Origin of the sequence: Pedobacter africanus (assembly GCF_040548825.1) — a bacterium.
Classification (GTDB): domain Bacteria; phylum Bacteroidota; class Bacteroidia; order Sphingobacteriales; family Sphingobacteriaceae; genus Pedobacter; species Pedobacter africanus_A.
This window is the reverse complement of sequence record NZ_JBEPSL010000003.1, coordinates 493249-510932: the sequence shown is the minus strand read 5'-3', so window position 1 is coordinate 510932 and position 17684 is coordinate 493249. Positions and strand designations below refer to the sequence as shown.

The following is a 17684-nucleotide window of genomic DNA, read 5'->3' as shown; positions in this document are numbered from 1 at the left end:
ATAATTTTATAAAACGATATTTTCAATTTTTAATGTAAGTTCTGAACTTAATGAAAAGCTTTCCAATTCCGATTCTACATCAATATCACTTATGATTAATTTAATAGGCCTATTATCCGTATAGGGTTCTGTGGCTTTGGGGAAGTTTAGCCCTGTTATCTCCTCAATTGTTTTAACATTGATTTGATAGGTATTTGCTTCTTTGAACAACAAGAACAGTTCATCGTCAATAATTGCAGATTCAAGCTGATCTATAAGCCCATCTTTTTCCAGTAAGCTTTTTTGTGACATCATAAAAGCAACCCTATACAGTTTTCCATCAGTTTTCTTAAAAAAAACGATTTTCCAAAATAGAACTGGTAATTGCACTTGCTGTCCTCCTACCGATTGAAAAAAAATCGGATTAGAGGTGCTGAGTACCGGCCCAGTAAAAACAGATATTTTAAGATCTTTCTTTTTTGTTTCCGTATTCAGGATATAGTTTTCTAAGCTTTTCCAAATCTTTCGGTTGAGATTTTTATGCTGCGGAACAGCATTTGAATAAAAAAAAGTTGAATCTGCACCTTTATAAGCATCTGCTTCATCCTTACCCCACTGGATATCTTCCCGCTTGACCATGTGCCCTCGGTCGAATTTGCTTCCCTTTACTAAGTACAATTCCCTGCCCCATTGGGCTTTTCCTATACGAAGGTCCTTTCTCCATCGGTCTTGGCGTGCAATTTTTTTAAAAAGGGCCCCATCTATATTAGATGCCGTTAGAAAAGGAAATTTATGGCTGCTGGAAAGTACAATACTGTAATTGAAATAAGGTATTACTCCGTCGTGTTTATCATTGAATCTAAACAAATCGGATAACTGCTGTTTGCTTAACTTTGGCAATGGAATTACATCGCCTAAAAAGCCCGGGTCGTAACCATTAAATTGCTCCTGAGCCACCATTATATGGATTGCGATTGTTTGTCTATAAAATCAATAATAGGATTTATACTTATCCCCTCATTTCGCATTTTATAGGTTGCAGGAAGCTTTGGTTCATCTAATCGACTGTTTCCACCACTATGATGTATAGCAACAATATCCCATTCTGAATTAAATACTGGTGAACCCGATGATCCCCCCATTGTGTCTGTTAAATACTGAACTACGCGTTCAGTTGAATGGGTTACAATATTATGATAAAGGGATATTTGTTTCATTTGCCCGCCAGGATGCTGTATGATATTAACGAAATCGTTTTTGTCTATCCCGACCTTTTTTAAATGCAGATACCCATATTCCTTTAATTCATCATCAGGATCATTTAAGGTAAAGATCGATACATCGAGTTCCGAGACTTTTGAAATTAATAATGGCTTGTTCTCGTCAATTGTAAATGACTTAGACGCCTTACTGTTGCCACTACAATCAAGTTCAAAATTAAAAATAATCCTGGTTAATGGGAAACGGGATTTTTCGCTTAATACATGAAAGTTTGTCATAAAACGTACTGCATCAGTCTTGTGCAGTTTAAATAAAAAGCCACTTCCTACCTCAAACGATAGTCCATGCTTAATTTCAACTTTCCCCACCGCTCTACTTCGAAGAATTCCGTTTTCAAGAAATGAAATTGGTAGCATCGTATTCACGCGAGAGGTTAAAACTTCAAGTGTATCCTGATCAACTTTCTTCCAGTCGGTTACTTCATCCAGCTTGGGAGATAAGGTATAATCTACCTCAGTAGCTTCCAAAGCAGACAAGAGATATGGATTTTCTGGATAATGAGCAAGTACAGCACTAACTAAGTCATTTACTTTTCCATTTTTGTCAGCTTCTGAAAGAACGCTGTTCCAAATATCCATTGCGCTTCCGTTAAAAACAATCATTTGCGGACGTAAGCCAGCAGCGCGAACATATTTTTCTATGCCGATATGATGTGGCATCAGGTCTGCTAATATATCGTTGAGTTGCGTAAGTTTCTTCGACCAAGCCATGGGTTACTTTACTTTAATAAATTGATCCCTTATTTCATACAGGGTTCGAAAATCATCATGATAATTGTAATCTTTTTTTATCTCCTTGAGCAGATCATTCATCGTAATATGCTTGATTGCCCGATGTCTAAGCCGATGTAAAGCATCTAACCAAATGTCCCTGGTTGAGCCGTTACTTTTTAAGTCATACTCCTTTCCCCCGGACTTTTTCCATACAGTTGTCATGGATGTAGGATTTGGATACAAGTTGACTACAACGTCATTTATTGCATCCCACCATTCATCTGAAGGAATTTTGACTTTTTTAATTAATCCGCCTATAACAATAAACGCCTTTGCCATAACCCCCAACTGTGAATGACACTCGGCTAAAGCGAAGCGCCAGTTGTTATGTTTTTTTGTTTTCTTAAAAACAATTGAGGATGCGTTTAAAAACCTTCTTTGCAAAATCATTTTACCAAGCGCAGTCGCATCTTTCTGACTGATGTCTCCTGCATAGTTATTCAAATAATGACACAAAACTTCCTCTTTGAGATGCGGATATTTTGAAAAAATTGGCAGCGTACTTCCAATATTGTCTCTATTATAGTATAGAAAATCTGAAATACCATCTTTAAAAATAAAGTCTGACAACGTAAGATCGTTCGGAACATTTGTAGTAGGGTTCTTCGCCAATTCCCCCAATAATTTAGAAGACGTCGCATTTAACATCTTTTCCCGATTTCCAAGGGTTAAGACAGGCCAAAGCTTATTAATATTGGTATACTCACGGACATCAGCAAATGGAGATTCTGCAATTTTATCAATCAATTCAGGCACTACTTTTTTCTTTTCAATAAGCAAGTCAAAAACCTTAAAAACGACAGCTTGAAGGGATTTCGAACTATCCTTCAATGCCTTACCTGAAGCAATGGCCGCCAGCCAGACGAGCTGCCAGGTATATTCCGTAACGTCAATTTTTGCAAAAAGCAAAGGCTTCGCTGCGCAAATTTTGCCGCAGAAACTGATTAACCTAACATCTGGATTGGTGATAGTGAAATCGATGATTGCCTGCTGACTGAATTTTCTTGCCAAAATTTCTACTGCCCTGTCGTCATTGAAATTCCGGTCTATGAGTAAATGTGCTTGCAATGCCTTTTCAACCGAAATTCCACTGACAATGAATAGGTGCGCATGCAGTCTGAACCACCCCGTATTGGCTGCAAATTGCTTCATCACTTTCAGCAAACCAGCACCCATACCTTTCGGTAGAAGTTGAATAAACAAATCCTCCGAATCTTCACCTTTGTCAATATAATTTTTACAACTTTCCAAAGTACCGGGAAAGCTCGCCAGCCATTGATAAAGTATTTTAACCTTATCTTTTGTAAGATGTGATAAATAACTTTTCAGTTCTTTGCGGAGGATATCTGACAACCAATTGCTTGAGTCGCTTAAAAGGTCAAAAATCGGTGTAAGATTGGTTGCTTTTCGGGTGATTGGCTTAAAAAAAACATTGCCTAACCAGCGAATGACTGCGCCTGATAATTTTTGCTTACTCTGAGAAAAACACTCAACTTTAAAATGCTTTAATACAATAAAATCTGTGCTTGTATTCTGATCAATTAGTTTGGTGAGTTTCTCGATAATTTTTTCCTTTAATTTTGCACCTGCCTTGGGATCTGGAGCATAAGTGGCAACAATATGTGACAGTGTATTGATTTTTTTAAGATCGTTCACCTCGTCGATGGTTTCAAAGGTTTTAATCCCTGTAACGATTGCATCCACCTGATTTCTCTTAAAATGAGAAATTCCCAGTGCATTAGAAAATGACTTGATCCGTTGTATAGCTGCCGGGTCACCGGCTAAAATCAATTCAGAAAGTTCAACTGGTTGATGCTTATCATTGATGCCTACAATATAATAGCCTTTTTTAATGAATTTACTCTGAAGACTCTCGGGCACACAAATAATATTGATTTTGTCATCTGAAATGTTTTCGGTGCCAAAATAAATACCAAAATTAAGCTCTCCCCTTTCGGAAGTGGATAATCTAGCCCATAATTCGCAAATCGCCTCAATAAATCCATCCTGACCAACCCAAACAATGGTATTTAGAAAATCACCCCGATTGATGAAGCCATTGACCAGCTTATGGAATCTCCCCCTGAAAGCTTCGTCAATATGGCTGGTAATTAGTTTTGCCGTAGCTGTGACCGGAGATATTCTTGCTATTTTGGAGGGTTCAACCTGCAAAAGGCCACATATTGACCAAAGATCAGGAAAATTACAGATATCCTTGGCCGAGGCAGTCAACATATGGGTAAATACCCGGTTCGGCCTAACCTCGGGAGATATGTCTTTGAAAGTCTTCATAATGAGAAAATATTCTCCTTCAGAAAAGCCCCTTAGCGCTGGACTAAATTTTATGCCCAATGTATGATCCGGGAGATCTGATTTATTGGCAAGAACCTTCGCTTCTTCTGTATTGGCAATAGTGGTTCGCAATAGCCCATATGCCTTTTTTTCATTCTCTCCGCAAAGCGATTGGTCTAATTTGATTTCTACCATACCGACTGGCTGATCAACTCTGTAATATCATTAGTATCTGAGCCGTCAGGAAATATTAAATAACCATATTTTTCAGGTCCAAAAATTTGATACTTCTCTTTATTCTCAGGCAGTTTTAATGAAAATCCGAGTGCGGACAAACCTAAAACCTTAACAGACTCCATGTCCCAGTTTGCCTCAATAAATTCAGCAAACAAAGGAAGCTTTTCTCTAAGGAGGTCAATTGGACGGCCATTTCTTGCCATTTCATCCCAGCATGTAAGAACTATCGTCAGTTTTGTCTGGTTGTTTATCGAGTGGTAGTTATACTGCTTAATATCCAACAGTATCTGTACAAGCTCAATAAAAGAAGACTGTTCGGAGATCGCATACATATCCGGCTCCTGATCAGCCTCTGTTTCTTTCTTTATATGTTCCTCTGTCACCGTCACATCAGCAATATCAACGGGTTTGCTAACGCTGTTTAACCTGATAAAAATAATCCAGTTATTGCTTTTTTTCACCGCTTCAAGCCAATCCTTATTCAAATGCCGGCTGTCAATTATGGTATTGACCTGTTCGCCACCATATTCAGGACATAAAATATCGACCTCTTGTCCATCCAGCAGCACAGGCAATTCGAATTCAACATGGCTTTCCAGGGGAGTCGGCTGAGGTTCCTCGCCATTTGAAAGTGATTCTCTAGAAGCAGAGATAGCAGATAATTTGCCTACCTTCTTGTATAACTTTAACGTGCTCTGATTTTTTTGCAGCCTGGAATAAAGTTGCGTTAAGAACACTGTTTTCGAAGAATCAGGTTTTCCAATTAGTAAGATTTGTTTACTCATCTTCCTTTATAATATATAAATGGATCATCACTTTTTGAACTCTGTATCTGAAAACCTAAAGCCGTCGGTTCAACTAACCGAGCTAGCAACCAGTCCATTACTTTAATGTTATTTTCATGAACTAGCAAATCAGGATCATCCTGGGAAAAGTTACTGATGTCGATTTGGTTAAAATTTTCAAACATAGATACCAATTCATTACTTAAGTCCGCCTGTATAACCTCATGTACCTCCTCTTTTAAATCAGCTTTTGACCAGACTGCAATAACCGGGCGATCTTTTATTTCGTGTAGCATCATCTGAGCGATATCTATGATCTCAGTCTTCGCACGATTTTTTCTTTTGATCAAATCATCGCAATCAATAAAGAGGATAAACGCAGTCGAATGACTATATACCCATCTTGCATTATCTGCCCGGATATCATCGCGATTCTGGGACCAGTCGGAAAACACTTCTCCAGAAGCGTCACATAGAAAAACATCATAGAGCCTCAACAACCTATCTTTTAATGCCAAATGGTGAAGGCGAAGATATTCCACTGGTGTTGGGTCTGGAAAGGCCACCCTATTTTTCTTAACTTTTAATTTATGGTACAATTCATCCCAGCCCAGCAACGATTTAGAGCCAGCGAAATTGAACTTTTCAAACTTTTCTCCCCGTAACAATAGAGTATACAACATTGCTAAGAATGTAGTCTTACCGGCGTCGGCTTTTCCCATTATCCCTATTATTATAGGTAAATTACGATAGGTTACTTTCGATAGATCTTCAGTCTTAAATGCGACCCCATCCCATGTCAGCTGTGATTTCTTGACGGCTTTTGATTTGGATACTTTGCCGGCTTCAGCATTGGCTTTATTTCCATGAAAGTTTGGACATAAGGACTGTGGCTCGTGCCCTTCGTGACAAAATATTGAGGGTACGCAATCAGGATTCGAACATTTACTCATGAATTAGTTATTAATAAGTTTCAAAACCTGTTCATCATTATAGCACCATAATAATAGATCTGAACGGGAGACTTTTTTTGTTCCCTCGATTCCGGTTAATGCGTAGAAATCGCCAATCTGGTATTTTTCCCAGATCAGCCCTGAGGCAAATTCTAACACAGAAATTCTGCTTCTGTCAGACTCCTGCGCAGGAAATATCTTCTGTAATTCAGGTGCTACTGGTGCCAATTGAGTAAAAAAGTGGTCGAAAGTAATCTCCTCGCTCGCAGTTGCTTCACCAATTAACTGTTCGAATGCATTTAATAAAAAATATTCAACACTTACCGGTGTAGTATTACCTAAAAAGCTCGCATAATCACGGGCCAATATAAGTTCTAGTATTTCTTTTGGGACTTCTTTGTAACGCTGTCCATAAGATTTTGAATAGCCGGCTTCCTTCCACCAGATCAATTTAGATCGGATTTCCTGTGCACGTACATTTTTATCAAAGTACTCGATCAGTCGCTTTTGATTGGCTACGATTTCATTGACCGCGCTTCGTAAGGATTTAGCTGATTCCTCAGAAATTCCCTGAGCTGCGCGTTTGGAAAAATAGGTATGCCAGCTATCCACATTTGATGTATTAACAGGATTTTCGCCACCATAAGTTTTATCCGCCGCAGCAGCTTTCAAAAATGCCTCCAATTTGGCCTTATCAGGCGGGATAAAAGACACTTCTGATTTGAACCCTGATAACTCTGGAGAGGATTCCATAGACCACTGCTTTTCGGCCGTGCTTTGCAAGGACAAACCAATATCCAGTAAAAACTTCTGCACAATAGTTTTCTCTTCCCCCAGCAAGTGATAGAATTTTAACGCATGTCTGCTGGCTTGCCATATTAGCGATGCAAAACCAGCCTCTTTAGATAGTGTTTCTAAAGATTCTAAAATCACAGCACGAATATAGTTAACGGCAGAATCTTTGGCTGTACTTGAAAACGTTGACCAGCCCTTGGTAATGATTTCCTGGACTTCTTTTATTTCTTTACTGGCTGGGGAGACATTACTATCAATAGCAGCATAAATAAAGCCCAATGTTTTTTCTTTGCTTTTTTGCAAACGCTTTGTTAATTCGGCTGAAGATTTTTTTAATTTGTCAAAATGAGTATCATCTGCTAAGGTTAGCACATGACCGTTAACTAGGTCTTGTAGCATTTTTAATTTATTTGGTCTAAGTTTGTCTAAGTTAAGCAGTTTCTATAAAATTTTCATTACAGAACGACGTATTGTTGATAATTTGCAGTAAATTTTCCGTCGTAATTTTTCATGAATTTTCTTTAAGTTCGATCTTCACTTTTTATTTCTACTATGAAAGTTCTTCTTTTAGGGGCTGGTGCGTCTAAAGCCTATAGTGATTCGATCTCCAAGGTTCGGATGCCGATCGCCAAAGATTTCTTTCAAACTTTTAGAAAGCTCGCTATTTCAGAAAACCAATGGGTATTGATAGGTTATATTATCAACTACCTGCGCGAATACCATCATATTGCCACCTTTGATGAATTCGACAAATATGGTAACGACATAGAAGTTATCCATAGTGAAATAGAGCAGCGATTGAAAGATTACTTACAAAGTAGTGAGGATGATGAGAACACATTCAAGGGGATACATCTTTGCTTCAAAGCTTACACGGAACTTATATTCCTTTTCTCAAGCGTGATCAATGAAATCCAAAATGGTCCTGTTTCTAAACCGCATGTGAATCTGGTTAAAACATTAAGTATCGAAGATGTAATCATTACTTTCAATTGGGATACCCTAATCGATAAAGCATTAAAAACTGAAACAAATTGGGATTGTTTTTCTGGATATTATGTCAAGCCATTGGCTGTATATCAGGATCAATGGAATAGTGCTGGAGAACACCCATCTCACAAAGATGCGCCTCTCTTACTAAAGCTGCATGGTTCAACAAATTGGCTTACAAGCGCTCCAGTAGTAGAAGGGAGAAATTGGATGAGTATCCAAGAACTCAGCAGAGAGAATTTTTTCATTTACGAGCGTACCCTTAAACCCTATTCAACCTATGACGGCAGATATATGCCGGGTTATGCCGATTTTTCATACGGATATTATCCAATCAATTTGCCATTGAAAGGTGTTCCATTGCCAAAAGGCTATTTTTTGACCAGGACAATTTTGAGAACAGGGAGCAATCCAAAAGGTGAAACAGAAGATGTCGGATTAAACTCCATCCCGCTTATTATCCCGCCAGTAAAGAATAAACAGTATGATTCTTTTGGAAGCCTTTTCGATGAACTCTGGAAAAAGGCAGAAGAGTCCCTTACAAAAGCAGATGAGATAATAATTATAGGCTATTCATTCCCCGAAACGGACTATAAAAGTGACCTCCTTTTTCGTCACGCCTTCTCTAAACGGTCAGATTTTCCAAAAATAACGATTATCGATCCCTTTCCTGAAAATATAGTAGACCGCTTTCGATTCGGATTCGGCATATCGCTTGATAATATAAACGTTGTTAAAGAATATTTTAGCGAAGATTTTGACCTCACAAAAATTTTATGAAAATAACTAAGCTAAGGATTAATTGATAGCTTACTTGATACCTAACCAGTACTTTTTTAATGGTGATACATTCTTAACGCTCCGTAAGGAGCCGCGGGCAAATTTTCGCCCTATACCTGTCGGTACGGGGCGAAATCCTGTAGAACCTTTTTTTAATTCAACGCAGTTGCACCGATTTTAACAAAGTCTGTACATAATCCAAATGCCGTTTGTGTACGTGCTAAAGCCGTACCCGATAAGATCGATTTGAACTTGCTTTCATCGTCTTTGTAGTTACGGACATTTTGAAAGTACCCTGTAATGGCATTGTATGCGCCAAAAAGTGTTCCCTTGGTAGTTGTTTCCTGTTGTGTTGGACTTTCACAGGCATACTGTAAAACATCATCAATCATATTGCTAAAATGGCTTGATAGCTGTTCATCCTGACCAGTCCGCAATTTGTCCAATACCTCACGATTGGGTACCATTGCCATTTGCACCAGCCGTTTTAATTCAGGGTCGGTAATCTTTACCCTTGACCATCTGTTATAAATCAATTCCATTTCCTCCGCCAACTGGCTGGAAATCCCCAGCATTTTGTATGCCTGTTTCAATTTGTCCGATGCGCTGGCAGTATGCCTTATTTTAATGCAGTTTGTATGGTTTTTTAAAGCCGCATTTAACGTGTTCTGACAGACCACACGCACAGGTGTAAAAGCTACCGTAATGCTACCAGTTCCATCATGCGAGGAAGTGAGCATTAAATACTGCTCAATCAAGTCATCACGCCCCACACGGATATACTCGGGCAATTTCGCCGTTACGAATATAATTTGACCATCATATAAACAGCCGGCAGTTTCATACCTAATATCTGTGGTATTTCCTACGATGCCATCAAAAAAGCCAAATACTTCGGTATTCTGTACCACTTGGTAATCACTGCCGACTTTATCGCCCAAAACCTGCTCGGTATCGGTACGAAAAGTAAAATAGCTGTTCTCGGAAATCAGGTTTACACCGCTTGGTAACTGGTGGATATTCGGGCTTTTGACCACTTCAAAATCCAGTCCTGCAAATTTAATTGCCTCAGCACTGGTTGGATAATCGGTAATAATTTGGCCTAAGCCATGCCATGCTTTTTGCTTGACAGACATAAAACTTACTTTGCCTGTTTGCACGTTATAATTTAGATTGTGTGCCATGATTGATATTTTTAATGTTGCGTACTCTTGATAATAAAATTTCGGTTTCCAGTATGTTGACGTTTGCGGTATCGGTTAAATTCAATTTTGATTGTGTTTCTACCTCGTTCACGATCTCGGCTAAACTGGTATGGTCGGCGTGGACTGCCACACGAACCATAATAAAAAGGGTTTCGTATTTCATATTGATAATTCGTGGTTAATTTTAAATTCCCTGAACTGGCAATAAAAAGCGGTCGGGTTATCGGTTTCAAATTCTTCTGCGTAGCCTTCCCAGTATATTTTGTCCAAAAATTCTTTAAATGCATCTAACATGATTGTTGGTTTTAAATGAGAAATAACCTCCCGATAGGTATCGGGAGGCATGAATAATTTACAAGGTCAAAGAAATTTGTCCCTCAACTTCTGCCAGTTTATCAGTGCAAAGTTTTTTGATACTGTTAGCCACCTCGTTAATGATAAAAGGGTTTTTTGTGCTGAACGTATTCCCGTTATCATCGGTGATTTTAAGCTCGCAACGCTGAAAGTGGTTAAGATTGGTTTCTTCTGCTTCATCCTCCTGTTTAATTTCAAAGCTTTCCAAGTTGTCGATCGTACCGATCAGCTTCTCCCGTTGATTGGATAACCTGCTTAAATCTTTGATTTTTTTAAGGGTCTGCTCTAAGTTCAAGGCAGGCTTTTCCAACTGGAAATGACTTTTAATCTCTGCTTTTGTCGGCTCGGCTTTTGGGGCTTCGGGCGTTGCCTGTGGCTTTGTGTCCATTGTTTTGGCTTCTTCACCTTTTTTAGATACCTCATTCACAGGGTTTCCTGCAACAAATTTCGGGGTTTTGTCGGCTTTAACAGTGTTTACTTTTGCTTGTCCGTTTTCTGTTACTTTAGTTTCCATTGTATTAAAAATTTTAGTTTCCAACCTGCCTACTACCATTCGGCAGGAGCCAATTCTGGCTTTTTGTTAAGCACCCTCTCCTGATATAGCAGGGTTGACAGACAAGGCTTTTGGAACAAAAAATACTACCCGGAGCAAAGCGGAGGTGTGGAGATTTTTTTTACAAAACCAGCGGAGCAAAGCGGAGCCGCCTTGACGGGCAGCCCTGCGGATCAGAACTTTCGTAACAAACAGCCCAATTCCAACGCACATCACCACAGACTGCCAAGTCATCAAATACGATCGTCAATAACAAGGCAGTGTTGTCGTAAGCACGCAGGTAACACTTCAAAAGCAGAATGAAGCGTGTGAAAACGACGCAGTTAATGTGATTCCAAATCGGATGAACTTCGAATAATTATTTTGGTCGCCACCTGCGGGGCAAAACTGGATTTGGCTTCTCATATTAATATTGGGTATATTTGAAAATAGTATGTGTTTAAAAGCAAATAATTTGCAATAGCAGTACTTATAAACCGAATACTAAACCTCACATTATGAAAATAGACGCTCTGCATCTGTTTATTAATTCATAATCGCAGTTACAACGATTATGATAATAAAAGTACTAAAGGCCAACAATGGTGATTCTATATACCTTTCTTTTCAGGATAAGGATAATATAGAACGGAATATTCTAATAGATGGTGGGACGCCACAAACTTACCACTATTTGGATGCAAAGAAAAAGAAAGCAGACGGTGATCTTAAAACAACAATTGAGGATCTGAAAAGAAGACAAAAACACTTTGATCTTGTCGTTCTGACACACGTGGATGACGATCATATTGGTGGATTATTAACATGGATGACTGAGGATAAAGAGTCATATTCCATGATTGATAACGTTTGGTTCAATTCTGGTAAAATCATCAAAGAGCACTTGGAATCAGCAGAGACTGCGCCTGATGAAATAGTTTTAAAAATAAAAGATGGTAGTAATACAACTAGCATTCAACAAGGTGTTGATTTTGAAAAACATCTGACTGATAACAATCTGTGGGACAGAAAAATTTTTCTTCAGCATCAAAAAGTAAGCTTTTATGGACTGGACATAATAGTTCTTTCACCTGGTGAAGAGCAATTGGAGGTATTGCTTAAGAAATGGAAAAAAGAGAAGCCCGGATCACTTACTACAGGTAAAAGCAATGATCACGGAATTTCATTGAAAATCCATATGGATAACGAGGATAAAATCACCGACGAAAATTTTGTAGAGGATGATGCACCTCATAACGGCAGTTCGCTGGCTTTTTTGATCACCTACCAGCAAAAAAACTATCTTTTTTTCGGAGACGCTTTCCCTTCTGTTTTAGTGGCTTCTTTAGAAAAACTTGGTTATAATGAAGCAAATCCGATAATAGCTGAAATTGTGAAACTTTCACATCACGGGTGCAAACTAAACAACAGTAAAAAATTACTGAAGATGATTAAGTCTACGAAATTCGTTGTAAGCACAAATAGCAAGAAAGATCATCACCCTAACAAACAACTGCTCGCCAGGCTCATTAATTGCCATCCAAAATGTGAAATTTATTTTAACTATCCGGAGTTGATTTCTAAGATTTTTACAGTCCAGGATTATGCTGACTTCCCTGATTTTAAGCCCTTGCCAGTTCCAACAGCATTCAACTTGTAAATATGAATATCCATCAGATAAGAGCATATATTGTAGTCATTAATGGAGGGAGTGGCTGTATCTTTCAGCCATTTGACCCAACATGCACCTATATTTTAACTGCTAAACATGTAATTGAAGACGCAGGCAATGTTGTGACCGAACTAAGTCGGTTTGAATTGAATGGTTTAGTTTGGAGTCGGATTCCTATTCCTTTCCATTTGCAGCAAAATGTAAATTATTTTGCTCATCCTGACAGGGATGTTGCCATTCTTAAGATCCCGAAGATTCAAAATCTTGAACAAGTGGTACGGACAGATGCAATAATAGAGGACAGAAAAAATTATATTTTATCAGGATATCCCCAGACTCGTCGAGATCCCATCGCTGATCCGGAGTATGGCAATGGTTTCAGACAAGACGAAGACGTAACCATTCATGGGCTTAAAAATAATTCCCTGGTTGAAGCCAAGATTCCTGATAATCCAGGGATTGATGAAATCCAGGGTCATTCTGGTGGTGCACTTGGAAAAATCCGAGATGATTTTTTTATGATTGCCGGCATACAAAGTCAAATGGTTGATGCTGACGGAGAGCAATTAGGACGAATTGATTTTTCCCCGATGTCATCATTTGACGATCTTGTCTCCAGATTTCCTAACGAACTTTCAGCATTAACACCTGCTCACTTGGGATGTTTTTCCTTTTTAAAGGATAGTGCTTTTATTATGGAAGTCAACGCATTCGATGAAGAATCTGTAGCCTTCACCAGAAATTATTTAAAAAATACAGCAGACAATATTATCGCAAGTACGGCAACGCCGCTTTTTATCAAAAACTACTTTAAAACACGTTTATTACTTAATCCGAATAATCCCGAGGTTTTAGACGGAAGGAGTATCTGGATTGCATGGCTGGAATTCCTTACGATATTAAATATTATTAGATACAACGCCTTTGATGAAACGGAATTGGCCGAAATATTTGATTCATTCAGACTGCTGTTCTCAGACACGAAGGAAGATTGGACACGGGAGCTACAGTCGATGATATATTCTGATTATAAAGGTCTGAAAAAGGGAGGTGTAGTGGTCATAAGCACAATCAAATCACCATTGGGAAACCTTTATGAAATTAATGCTGGAAAAATACCTAAGCTTATGCGTGCTAACGTGGATAAAAAGAAAATGAAAACTGACGACGGAATTAATTTTCCATTTGACCACTATAGATTTGTGCATCTTGATTCTTTCAAAAAAAAGTGCATCATGGATAAGTTGTCAGAATACGAAAATATCTTAGACGAACAAGAACTCTTACTAAAACTGCAAGAAGAATATGGCCAATACATTGCCTGAAGTACAAATCATTCAGATATTACAAGAGCTTTTCCCAGATCTCGTTGTTAGAATAAGGATTGTCCACTATGTTGGTCCTATCCATGCATTTTTTATAAAATTCCCGTCAGCTGAAAATTTAGATTCCAACTGGGAACCGCTTTCAAATGCCATCGCGGTTTATTATCAAACTCAGCTCGATTCAGAATTTGAAATATGGAATCTCTATTTATTCTGCATTACTGATACGGAAGTTGAAAAGAGCATAAAATATAAAATTGAGAATGACACGGTTTCGAGTAGAAAAATACTCATTACCAATGCTGCAGACATTACAGATGACTTCATCGATCAGGTTGTGACAGAACATATTACGAACGACAATCTTAAATTGATTTCAGACAAAACCCTTACCCAGAATGCGGGCAAGAATCTAATAAAAGACCCATTGATATGGCAAGCCATTGTTTCAACTGGAATAGTAAGCGGAAAAAAGATTAATGAAGACAAAAGCTCATTGCTACTTGATGAGTTAGAAAAACAGATCAAAAATGAAATTCAAAAAAGTTGAAATACAGGCCTTTAGGGCATATAACCTAGTCAACGAAGGGACATTTGATTTCAGTACAGAGAAAGTCGAACAAGCCGATTTTGTGTCGATTTATGCTCCAAATGGTTTTGGAAAGACTTCATTCTATGATGCCGTTGAATGGGGCGTCACCCATAACATTCATCGATTCCTAAAAAGATACAAGTTTAATCAACAAGTTGCGAAATCCGAGAAGAATCTCAATGAGGCCGTTCAAACAAATATTCTAAGAAATCGGTTCGCAGATGACAATACACCGGCTTTTGTAAACCTTTATACTACAGACCCTAACCTGCCAATTACACGGGAACTTAAAAAGCCGCGTAAAGGCCAGGCCGACTACAAATTTGATGAACGAGAAACAGAGAGAGGGTATTTTCAGGAAGTAATACTATCGCAGGAATGGATCGATTCCTTTCTTAAAGAAGACAACGGAAGCGACCGCTACCAGACTTTTATCAAATATTTTGGAGATAAAGACCTCGATCTTTATTACCGAACCCTGGTTTCTTTGCTCAAATCCAATGACGAAAATATAAAGAAAATACAAAAAGATCTCAATGGGCTGCAACTTGATCTTGTTTTTGATGGTGATCATGATGTACTTAACCGAGTCAATGAGGTAATCAAGCAATTACGGGAATCAGATCCGTCAGTTAATTATATTGACGCTCAATTCACAGACAAAGAATCAGCTATATATGGATCATTAATTAGCAGCAAAAACAACGAATTGTCTTTTAGAATCCAAAAGACCAAAGAAGCAATTAAAATAATCGAAGAAGCAATTTCAGGGAATTCAACATTGGACGGCCTGGAAGTCTATTTCACTATTAGTGAGCTAAGTATTGATGATGAAAAAAAGATTGACCAGATAAAAACAATCCTAGCACGATTTAGAGAACTTGCCAAGGATCTTACAACAAAAGCAAACCTGGAGAAACAAAGATTAAGCATATTAGGCGACCGGGCACGAATGCAGGATATTGCCAACGCATTCCCAACGTACTTAACAGTGTCTACTGATATTAAAAAAAATGAGGGTGAAATTTCTGCCCGAACGATTAGTATCAATGAAAAGAACAGAGAGAAAATTGAGAAAGATGGTATCATTCTCGGGACCAAATCAGATATCAATAATCATTTACAACAGGTTACCTCTTTTAAACAATCCATCGAGAAAGTTCCAAATACTGAAGCAAGTATAGCACAACACAAGAAGACAATAGACGGCCTTAAAACGCAGATTTCTGAGATTGAGCGGATAATTAAGTACAATAATGAGCAGCTGTCTGCAACTAAGGAGACTGAAACGAATTTGGAGATATTTGCAAACCAGATAAATGAGAAAAATTATTCCGGCATAATTCCAGATGGGGATGGAAATTTCAAGAAGGATATAGCCAACTTAAACAAACTGCAAAAGGAACATAGCAAATTAACGGAAAAACTCCTCGAGCTCGAAGTGTCTATTAAAGAACAGCAGTCTTTTAACTCGGATCTTGAAGACCTTATTAAAAACGGGCTTGATTTGATCAATAAATCAAATGCTGAAACATGCCCACTTTGTAACCATTTGCATGATTCGTACCAAGATTTGATTGATAAAGTAACCGGTAATGCGCTTTTAAGCAAGCGTCTTCAAGAACTATTAGCAGAAAAAAACAACTTTGAAAATCAGGTCAAATCTAATCGTGAAAAAGATAAGCATGCTTTTACGCAGCTATGGGACAACTTGGCCCGGGTACGAACAACCATAAACCAACGCATTGCGGTGATTACAAGTGACAGCAATAAGCTCTTACGTCAGCAACAGCAATTAAAGGATGATTTACTTAAAACAGAGCAAGCCCAGCAGATTCTCCATGCCTCGCTGGAAAATAAAACGGTTGACGACTATAAAAAGGGACTGAACGACCAGATTGATCAGGCCAACAATAATATTAAAACATTACAGGAGAAACTAAAAGTTGCTCAAGGAGACCTGAAACTAATAGAAACTGAATTAAAAAAACTGGATCAGGAAATAAAGCAACTGGTTGAAGGCAATAGGCAAAAGAAAAATGATGAAAATTACCAGAGCATTTTGGACTATCTCGCCCAACAAAAAGATCCTGATGTAAAAACTGATGCCACCTCATTAAACGAAATCTTAACACAGCTAAAGGAGCGGTATGATGAAGTGCTTGCCCAAGAGAATAAAGTTGAATTAAAGATTGAGAAAGAAAAAAAAGCATTAAAAGCCTATAGCGAAGAAAAGCTAAAAGCACAACTATCTTCCGATGAAAGTGAGCTGAATGAACTTAAGAAGCGAATAGTTACTTACCAGGAATATTTCACAACCAACTTCAAAAAAGACATTACCACCGATACAGAGGAATCCCTATTATCGTTCTTGAACAAAAAAAGAGAGAATGATCTTTTGATAATTGCCGCATCTGAAAAGAGCATTGAGCTTTACACATTGCTTGATAAACTTAAAGACGATCTAATACCTTTCCTTAAGTTCGAAAAAGCAAAAGCGGATGAGAAGACCAATAAAGAACGATTGAAATTTCTTAAAGGACCGCTAAAAAAACGTCTGGAAACTGAAAAACAGAATGTAGCCGAACACATTGATAAGCAGATAAATTCTTTTTTCTATGAAGATATTATAAATGATCTATACCGAAAAATAGACCCGCATCCTGATTATAAGGTGATCAAATTTAAATGCGATTTCACAGACGACAAACCGCAACTTAATGTATGCGTAACCGATAGCCAAAGGGAAATACTCCAAATTCCGAATTTATACTTTAGTACGGCACAACTTAACATTTTAAGTCTGAGCATATTTCTTGCAAAGGCATTGCATGCAAAAGACGATCAGGGGAAACAACTGGAATGTATTTTCATTGATGATCCGATCCAATCAATGGATAGTATCAATATTTTGTCTACAATTGATCTATTAAGGAGCATCATCGTAAACCATAAGCGGCAGGTAATTCTATCAACGCACGATTTAAACTTCCACAGCCTTTTGATGAAAAAAATTCCTAAAGATTTATTCAATTCAAAATATATGGAGCTTGAGACATTCGGTAAAGTCAAAACCGATCTACTTTTTTAAAAAAACCTGCCGGAAATCCGGCAAGTTTTTTTTTAATTAATGTTGAAT

At 38.1% G+C, this 17684-nt stretch carries 14 protein-coding genes; 5 read left to right on the top strand and 9 right to left on the bottom strand.

The features are described 5' to 3' along the window. Positions 1 to 6: 6 nt before the first annotated feature. From ABIE26_RS17900 to ABIE26_RS17875, 6 genes are read right to left on the bottom strand one after another with little or no spacing between them, the layout of a single operon-like run. A complete protein-coding gene (locus ABIE26_RS17900) occupies positions 7 to 939 on the bottom strand; it encodes a DNA/RNA non-specific endonuclease (protein ID WP_354376226.1) in 933 nt (310 codons plus the stop codon). Continuing rightward, entirely contained in the window at positions 939 to 1970 is a 1032-nt protein-coding gene (locus ABIE26_RS17895; RefSeq protein ID WP_354376225.1) for a trypsin-like peptidase domain-containing protein, read from the bottom strand. The genes ABIE26_RS17900 and ABIE26_RS17895 overlap by 1 nt, the downstream gene beginning before the upstream one ends. Positions 1971 to 1973: 3 nt before the next feature. Continuing rightward, positions 1974 to 4520 carry an effector-associated domain EAD1-containing protein gene (locus ABIE26_RS17890; protein ID WP_354376224.1) on the bottom strand — a complete coding sequence of 849 codons (2547 nt, stop codon included), beginning with the start codon at positions 4518 to 4520 and terminating at the stop codon, positions 1974 to 1976. Further along, entirely contained in the window at positions 4514 to 5347 is an 834-nt protein-coding gene (locus ABIE26_RS17885) for a hypothetical protein (RefSeq protein WP_354376223.1), read from the bottom strand. The genes ABIE26_RS17890 and ABIE26_RS17885 overlap by 7 nt, the downstream gene beginning before the upstream one ends. Further along, the gene (locus tag ABIE26_RS17880; protein WP_354376222.1) at positions 5344 to 6300 is read right to left on the bottom strand and encodes a TRAFAC clade GTPase domain-containing protein; all 957 of its coding nucleotides are present in this window, start codon (positions 6298 to 6300) and stop codon (positions 5344 to 5346) included. Before ABIE26_RS17880 ends, ABIE26_RS17885 begins: the two co-directional genes overlap by 4 nt. A 3-nt stretch (positions 6301 to 6303) precedes the next feature. Continuing rightward, positions 6304 to 7494 carry a GTPase-associated system all-helical protein GASH gene (locus ABIE26_RS17875; RefSeq protein WP_354376221.1) on the bottom strand — a complete coding sequence of 397 codons (1191 nt, stop codon included), beginning with the start codon at positions 7492 to 7494 and terminating at the stop codon, positions 6304 to 6306. 153 nt (positions 7495 to 7647) lie between these two features. On the opposite strand from ABIE26_RS17875, the gene ABIE26_RS17870 reads away from it, so the two are divergent. Continuing rightward, positions 7648 to 8865 (top strand): hypothetical protein, encoded by a 1218-nt coding sequence (locus tag ABIE26_RS17870; RefSeq protein ID WP_354376220.1) that lies wholly within the window; start codon positions 7648 to 7650, stop codon positions 8863 to 8865. Positions 8866 to 9017: 152 nt separating this feature from the next. Here the strand turns inward: ABIE26_RS17870 and ABIE26_RS17865 are convergent, their stop codons facing one another. From ABIE26_RS17865 to ABIE26_RS17855, 3 genes are all read right to left on the bottom strand, one after another. Then, the gene (locus tag ABIE26_RS17865) at positions 9018 to 10049 is read right to left on the bottom strand and encodes a DUF932 domain-containing protein (protein ID WP_354376219.1); all 1032 of its coding nucleotides are present in this window, start codon (positions 10047 to 10049) and stop codon (positions 9018 to 9020) included. After that, complete coding sequence (locus ABIE26_RS17860; RefSeq protein ID WP_354376218.1) at positions 10027 to 10233, bottom strand: hypothetical protein; 207 nt, start codon at positions 10231 to 10233, stop codon at positions 10027 to 10029. The genes ABIE26_RS17865 and ABIE26_RS17860 overlap by 23 nt, the downstream gene beginning before the upstream one ends. A 189-nt stretch (positions 10234 to 10422) precedes the next feature. After that, positions 10423 to 10938 (bottom strand): hypothetical protein, encoded by a 516-nt coding sequence (locus tag ABIE26_RS17855; RefSeq protein WP_354376217.1) that lies wholly within the window; start codon positions 10936 to 10938, stop codon positions 10423 to 10425. 592 nt (positions 10939 to 11530) lie between these two features. On the opposite strand from ABIE26_RS17855, the gene ABIE26_RS17850 reads away from it, so the two are divergent. From ABIE26_RS17850 to ABIE26_RS17835, 4 genes are read left to right on the top strand one after another with little or no spacing between them, the layout of a single operon-like run. Further along, entirely contained in the window at positions 11531 to 12616 is a 1086-nt protein-coding gene (locus tag ABIE26_RS17850; protein ID WP_354376216.1) for an MBL fold metallo-hydrolase, read from the top strand. A 2-nt stretch (positions 12617 to 12618) separates the two neighbouring features. Then, on the top strand, positions 12619 to 13953 hold the full coding sequence (locus ABIE26_RS17845) for an ABC-three component system protein (protein ID WP_354376215.1): 1335 nt from the start codon (positions 12619 to 12621) through the stop codon (positions 13951 to 13953). Further along, positions 13934 to 14503 carry an ABC-three component system middle component 1 gene (locus tag ABIE26_RS17840; protein ID WP_354376214.1) on the top strand — a complete coding sequence of 190 codons (570 nt, stop codon included), beginning with the start codon at positions 13934 to 13936 and terminating at the stop codon, positions 14501 to 14503. Before ABIE26_RS17845 ends, ABIE26_RS17840 begins: the two co-directional genes overlap by 20 nt. After that, positions 14484 to 17636 (top strand): hypothetical protein, encoded by a 3153-nt coding sequence (locus tag ABIE26_RS17835; RefSeq protein ID WP_354376213.1) that lies wholly within the window; start codon positions 14484 to 14486, stop codon positions 17634 to 17636. Before ABIE26_RS17840 ends, ABIE26_RS17835 begins: the two co-directional genes overlap by 20 nt. Positions 17637 to 17684 lie beyond the last annotated feature (48 nt).

Bases quoted from the DNA above. Each gene is read 5' to 3' on its own strand.
- ABIE26_RS17900 (WP_354376226.1), bottom strand. From the start codon at position 939: ATGGTGGCTCAGGAGCAATTTAATGGTTACGACCCGGGCTTTTTAGGC.
- ABIE26_RS17895 (WP_354376225.1), bottom strand. From the start codon at position 1,970: ATGGCTTGGTCGAAGAAACTTACGCAACTCAACGATATATTAGCAGAC.
- ABIE26_RS17890 (WP_354376224.1), bottom strand. From the start codon at position 4,520: ATGGTAGAAATCAAATTAGACCAATCGCTTTGCGGAGAGAATGAAAAA.
- ABIE26_RS17885 (WP_354376223.1), bottom strand. From the start codon at position 5,347: ATGAGTAAACAAATCTTACTAATTGGAAAACCTGATTCTTCGAAAACA.
- ABIE26_RS17880 (WP_354376222.1), bottom strand. From the start codon at position 6,300: ATGAGTAAATGTTCGAATCCTGATTGCGTACCCTCAATATTTTGTCAC.
- ABIE26_RS17875 (WP_354376221.1), bottom strand. From the start codon at position 7,494: ATGCTACAAGACCTAGTTAACGGTCATGTGCTAACCTTAGCAGATGAT.
- ABIE26_RS17870 (WP_354376220.1), top strand. From the start codon at position 7,648: ATGAAAGTTCTTCTTTTAGGGGCTGGTGCGTCTAAAGCCTATAGTGAT.
- ABIE26_RS17865 (WP_354376219.1), bottom strand. From the start codon at position 10,049: ATGGCACACAATCTAAATTATAACGTGCAAACAGGCAAAGTAAGTTTT.
- ABIE26_RS17860 (WP_354376218.1), bottom strand. From the start codon at position 10,233: ATGAAATACGAAACCCTTTTTATTATGGTTCGTGTGGCAGTCCACGCC.
- ABIE26_RS17855 (WP_354376217.1), bottom strand. From the start codon at position 10,938: ATGGAAACTAAAGTAACAGAAAACGGACAAGCAAAAGTAAACACTGTT.
- ABIE26_RS17850 (WP_354376216.1), top strand. From the start codon at position 11,531: ATGATAATAAAAGTACTAAAGGCCAACAATGGTGATTCTATATACCTT.
- ABIE26_RS17845 (WP_354376215.1), top strand. From the start codon at position 12,619: ATGAATATCCATCAGATAAGAGCATATATTGTAGTCATTAATGGAGGG.
- ABIE26_RS17840 (WP_354376214.1), top strand. From the start codon at position 13,934: ATGGCCAATACATTGCCTGAAGTACAAATCATTCAGATATTACAAGAG.
- ABIE26_RS17835 (WP_354376213.1), top strand. From the start codon at position 14,484: ATGAAATTCAAAAAAGTTGAAATACAGGCCTTTAGGGCATATAACCTA.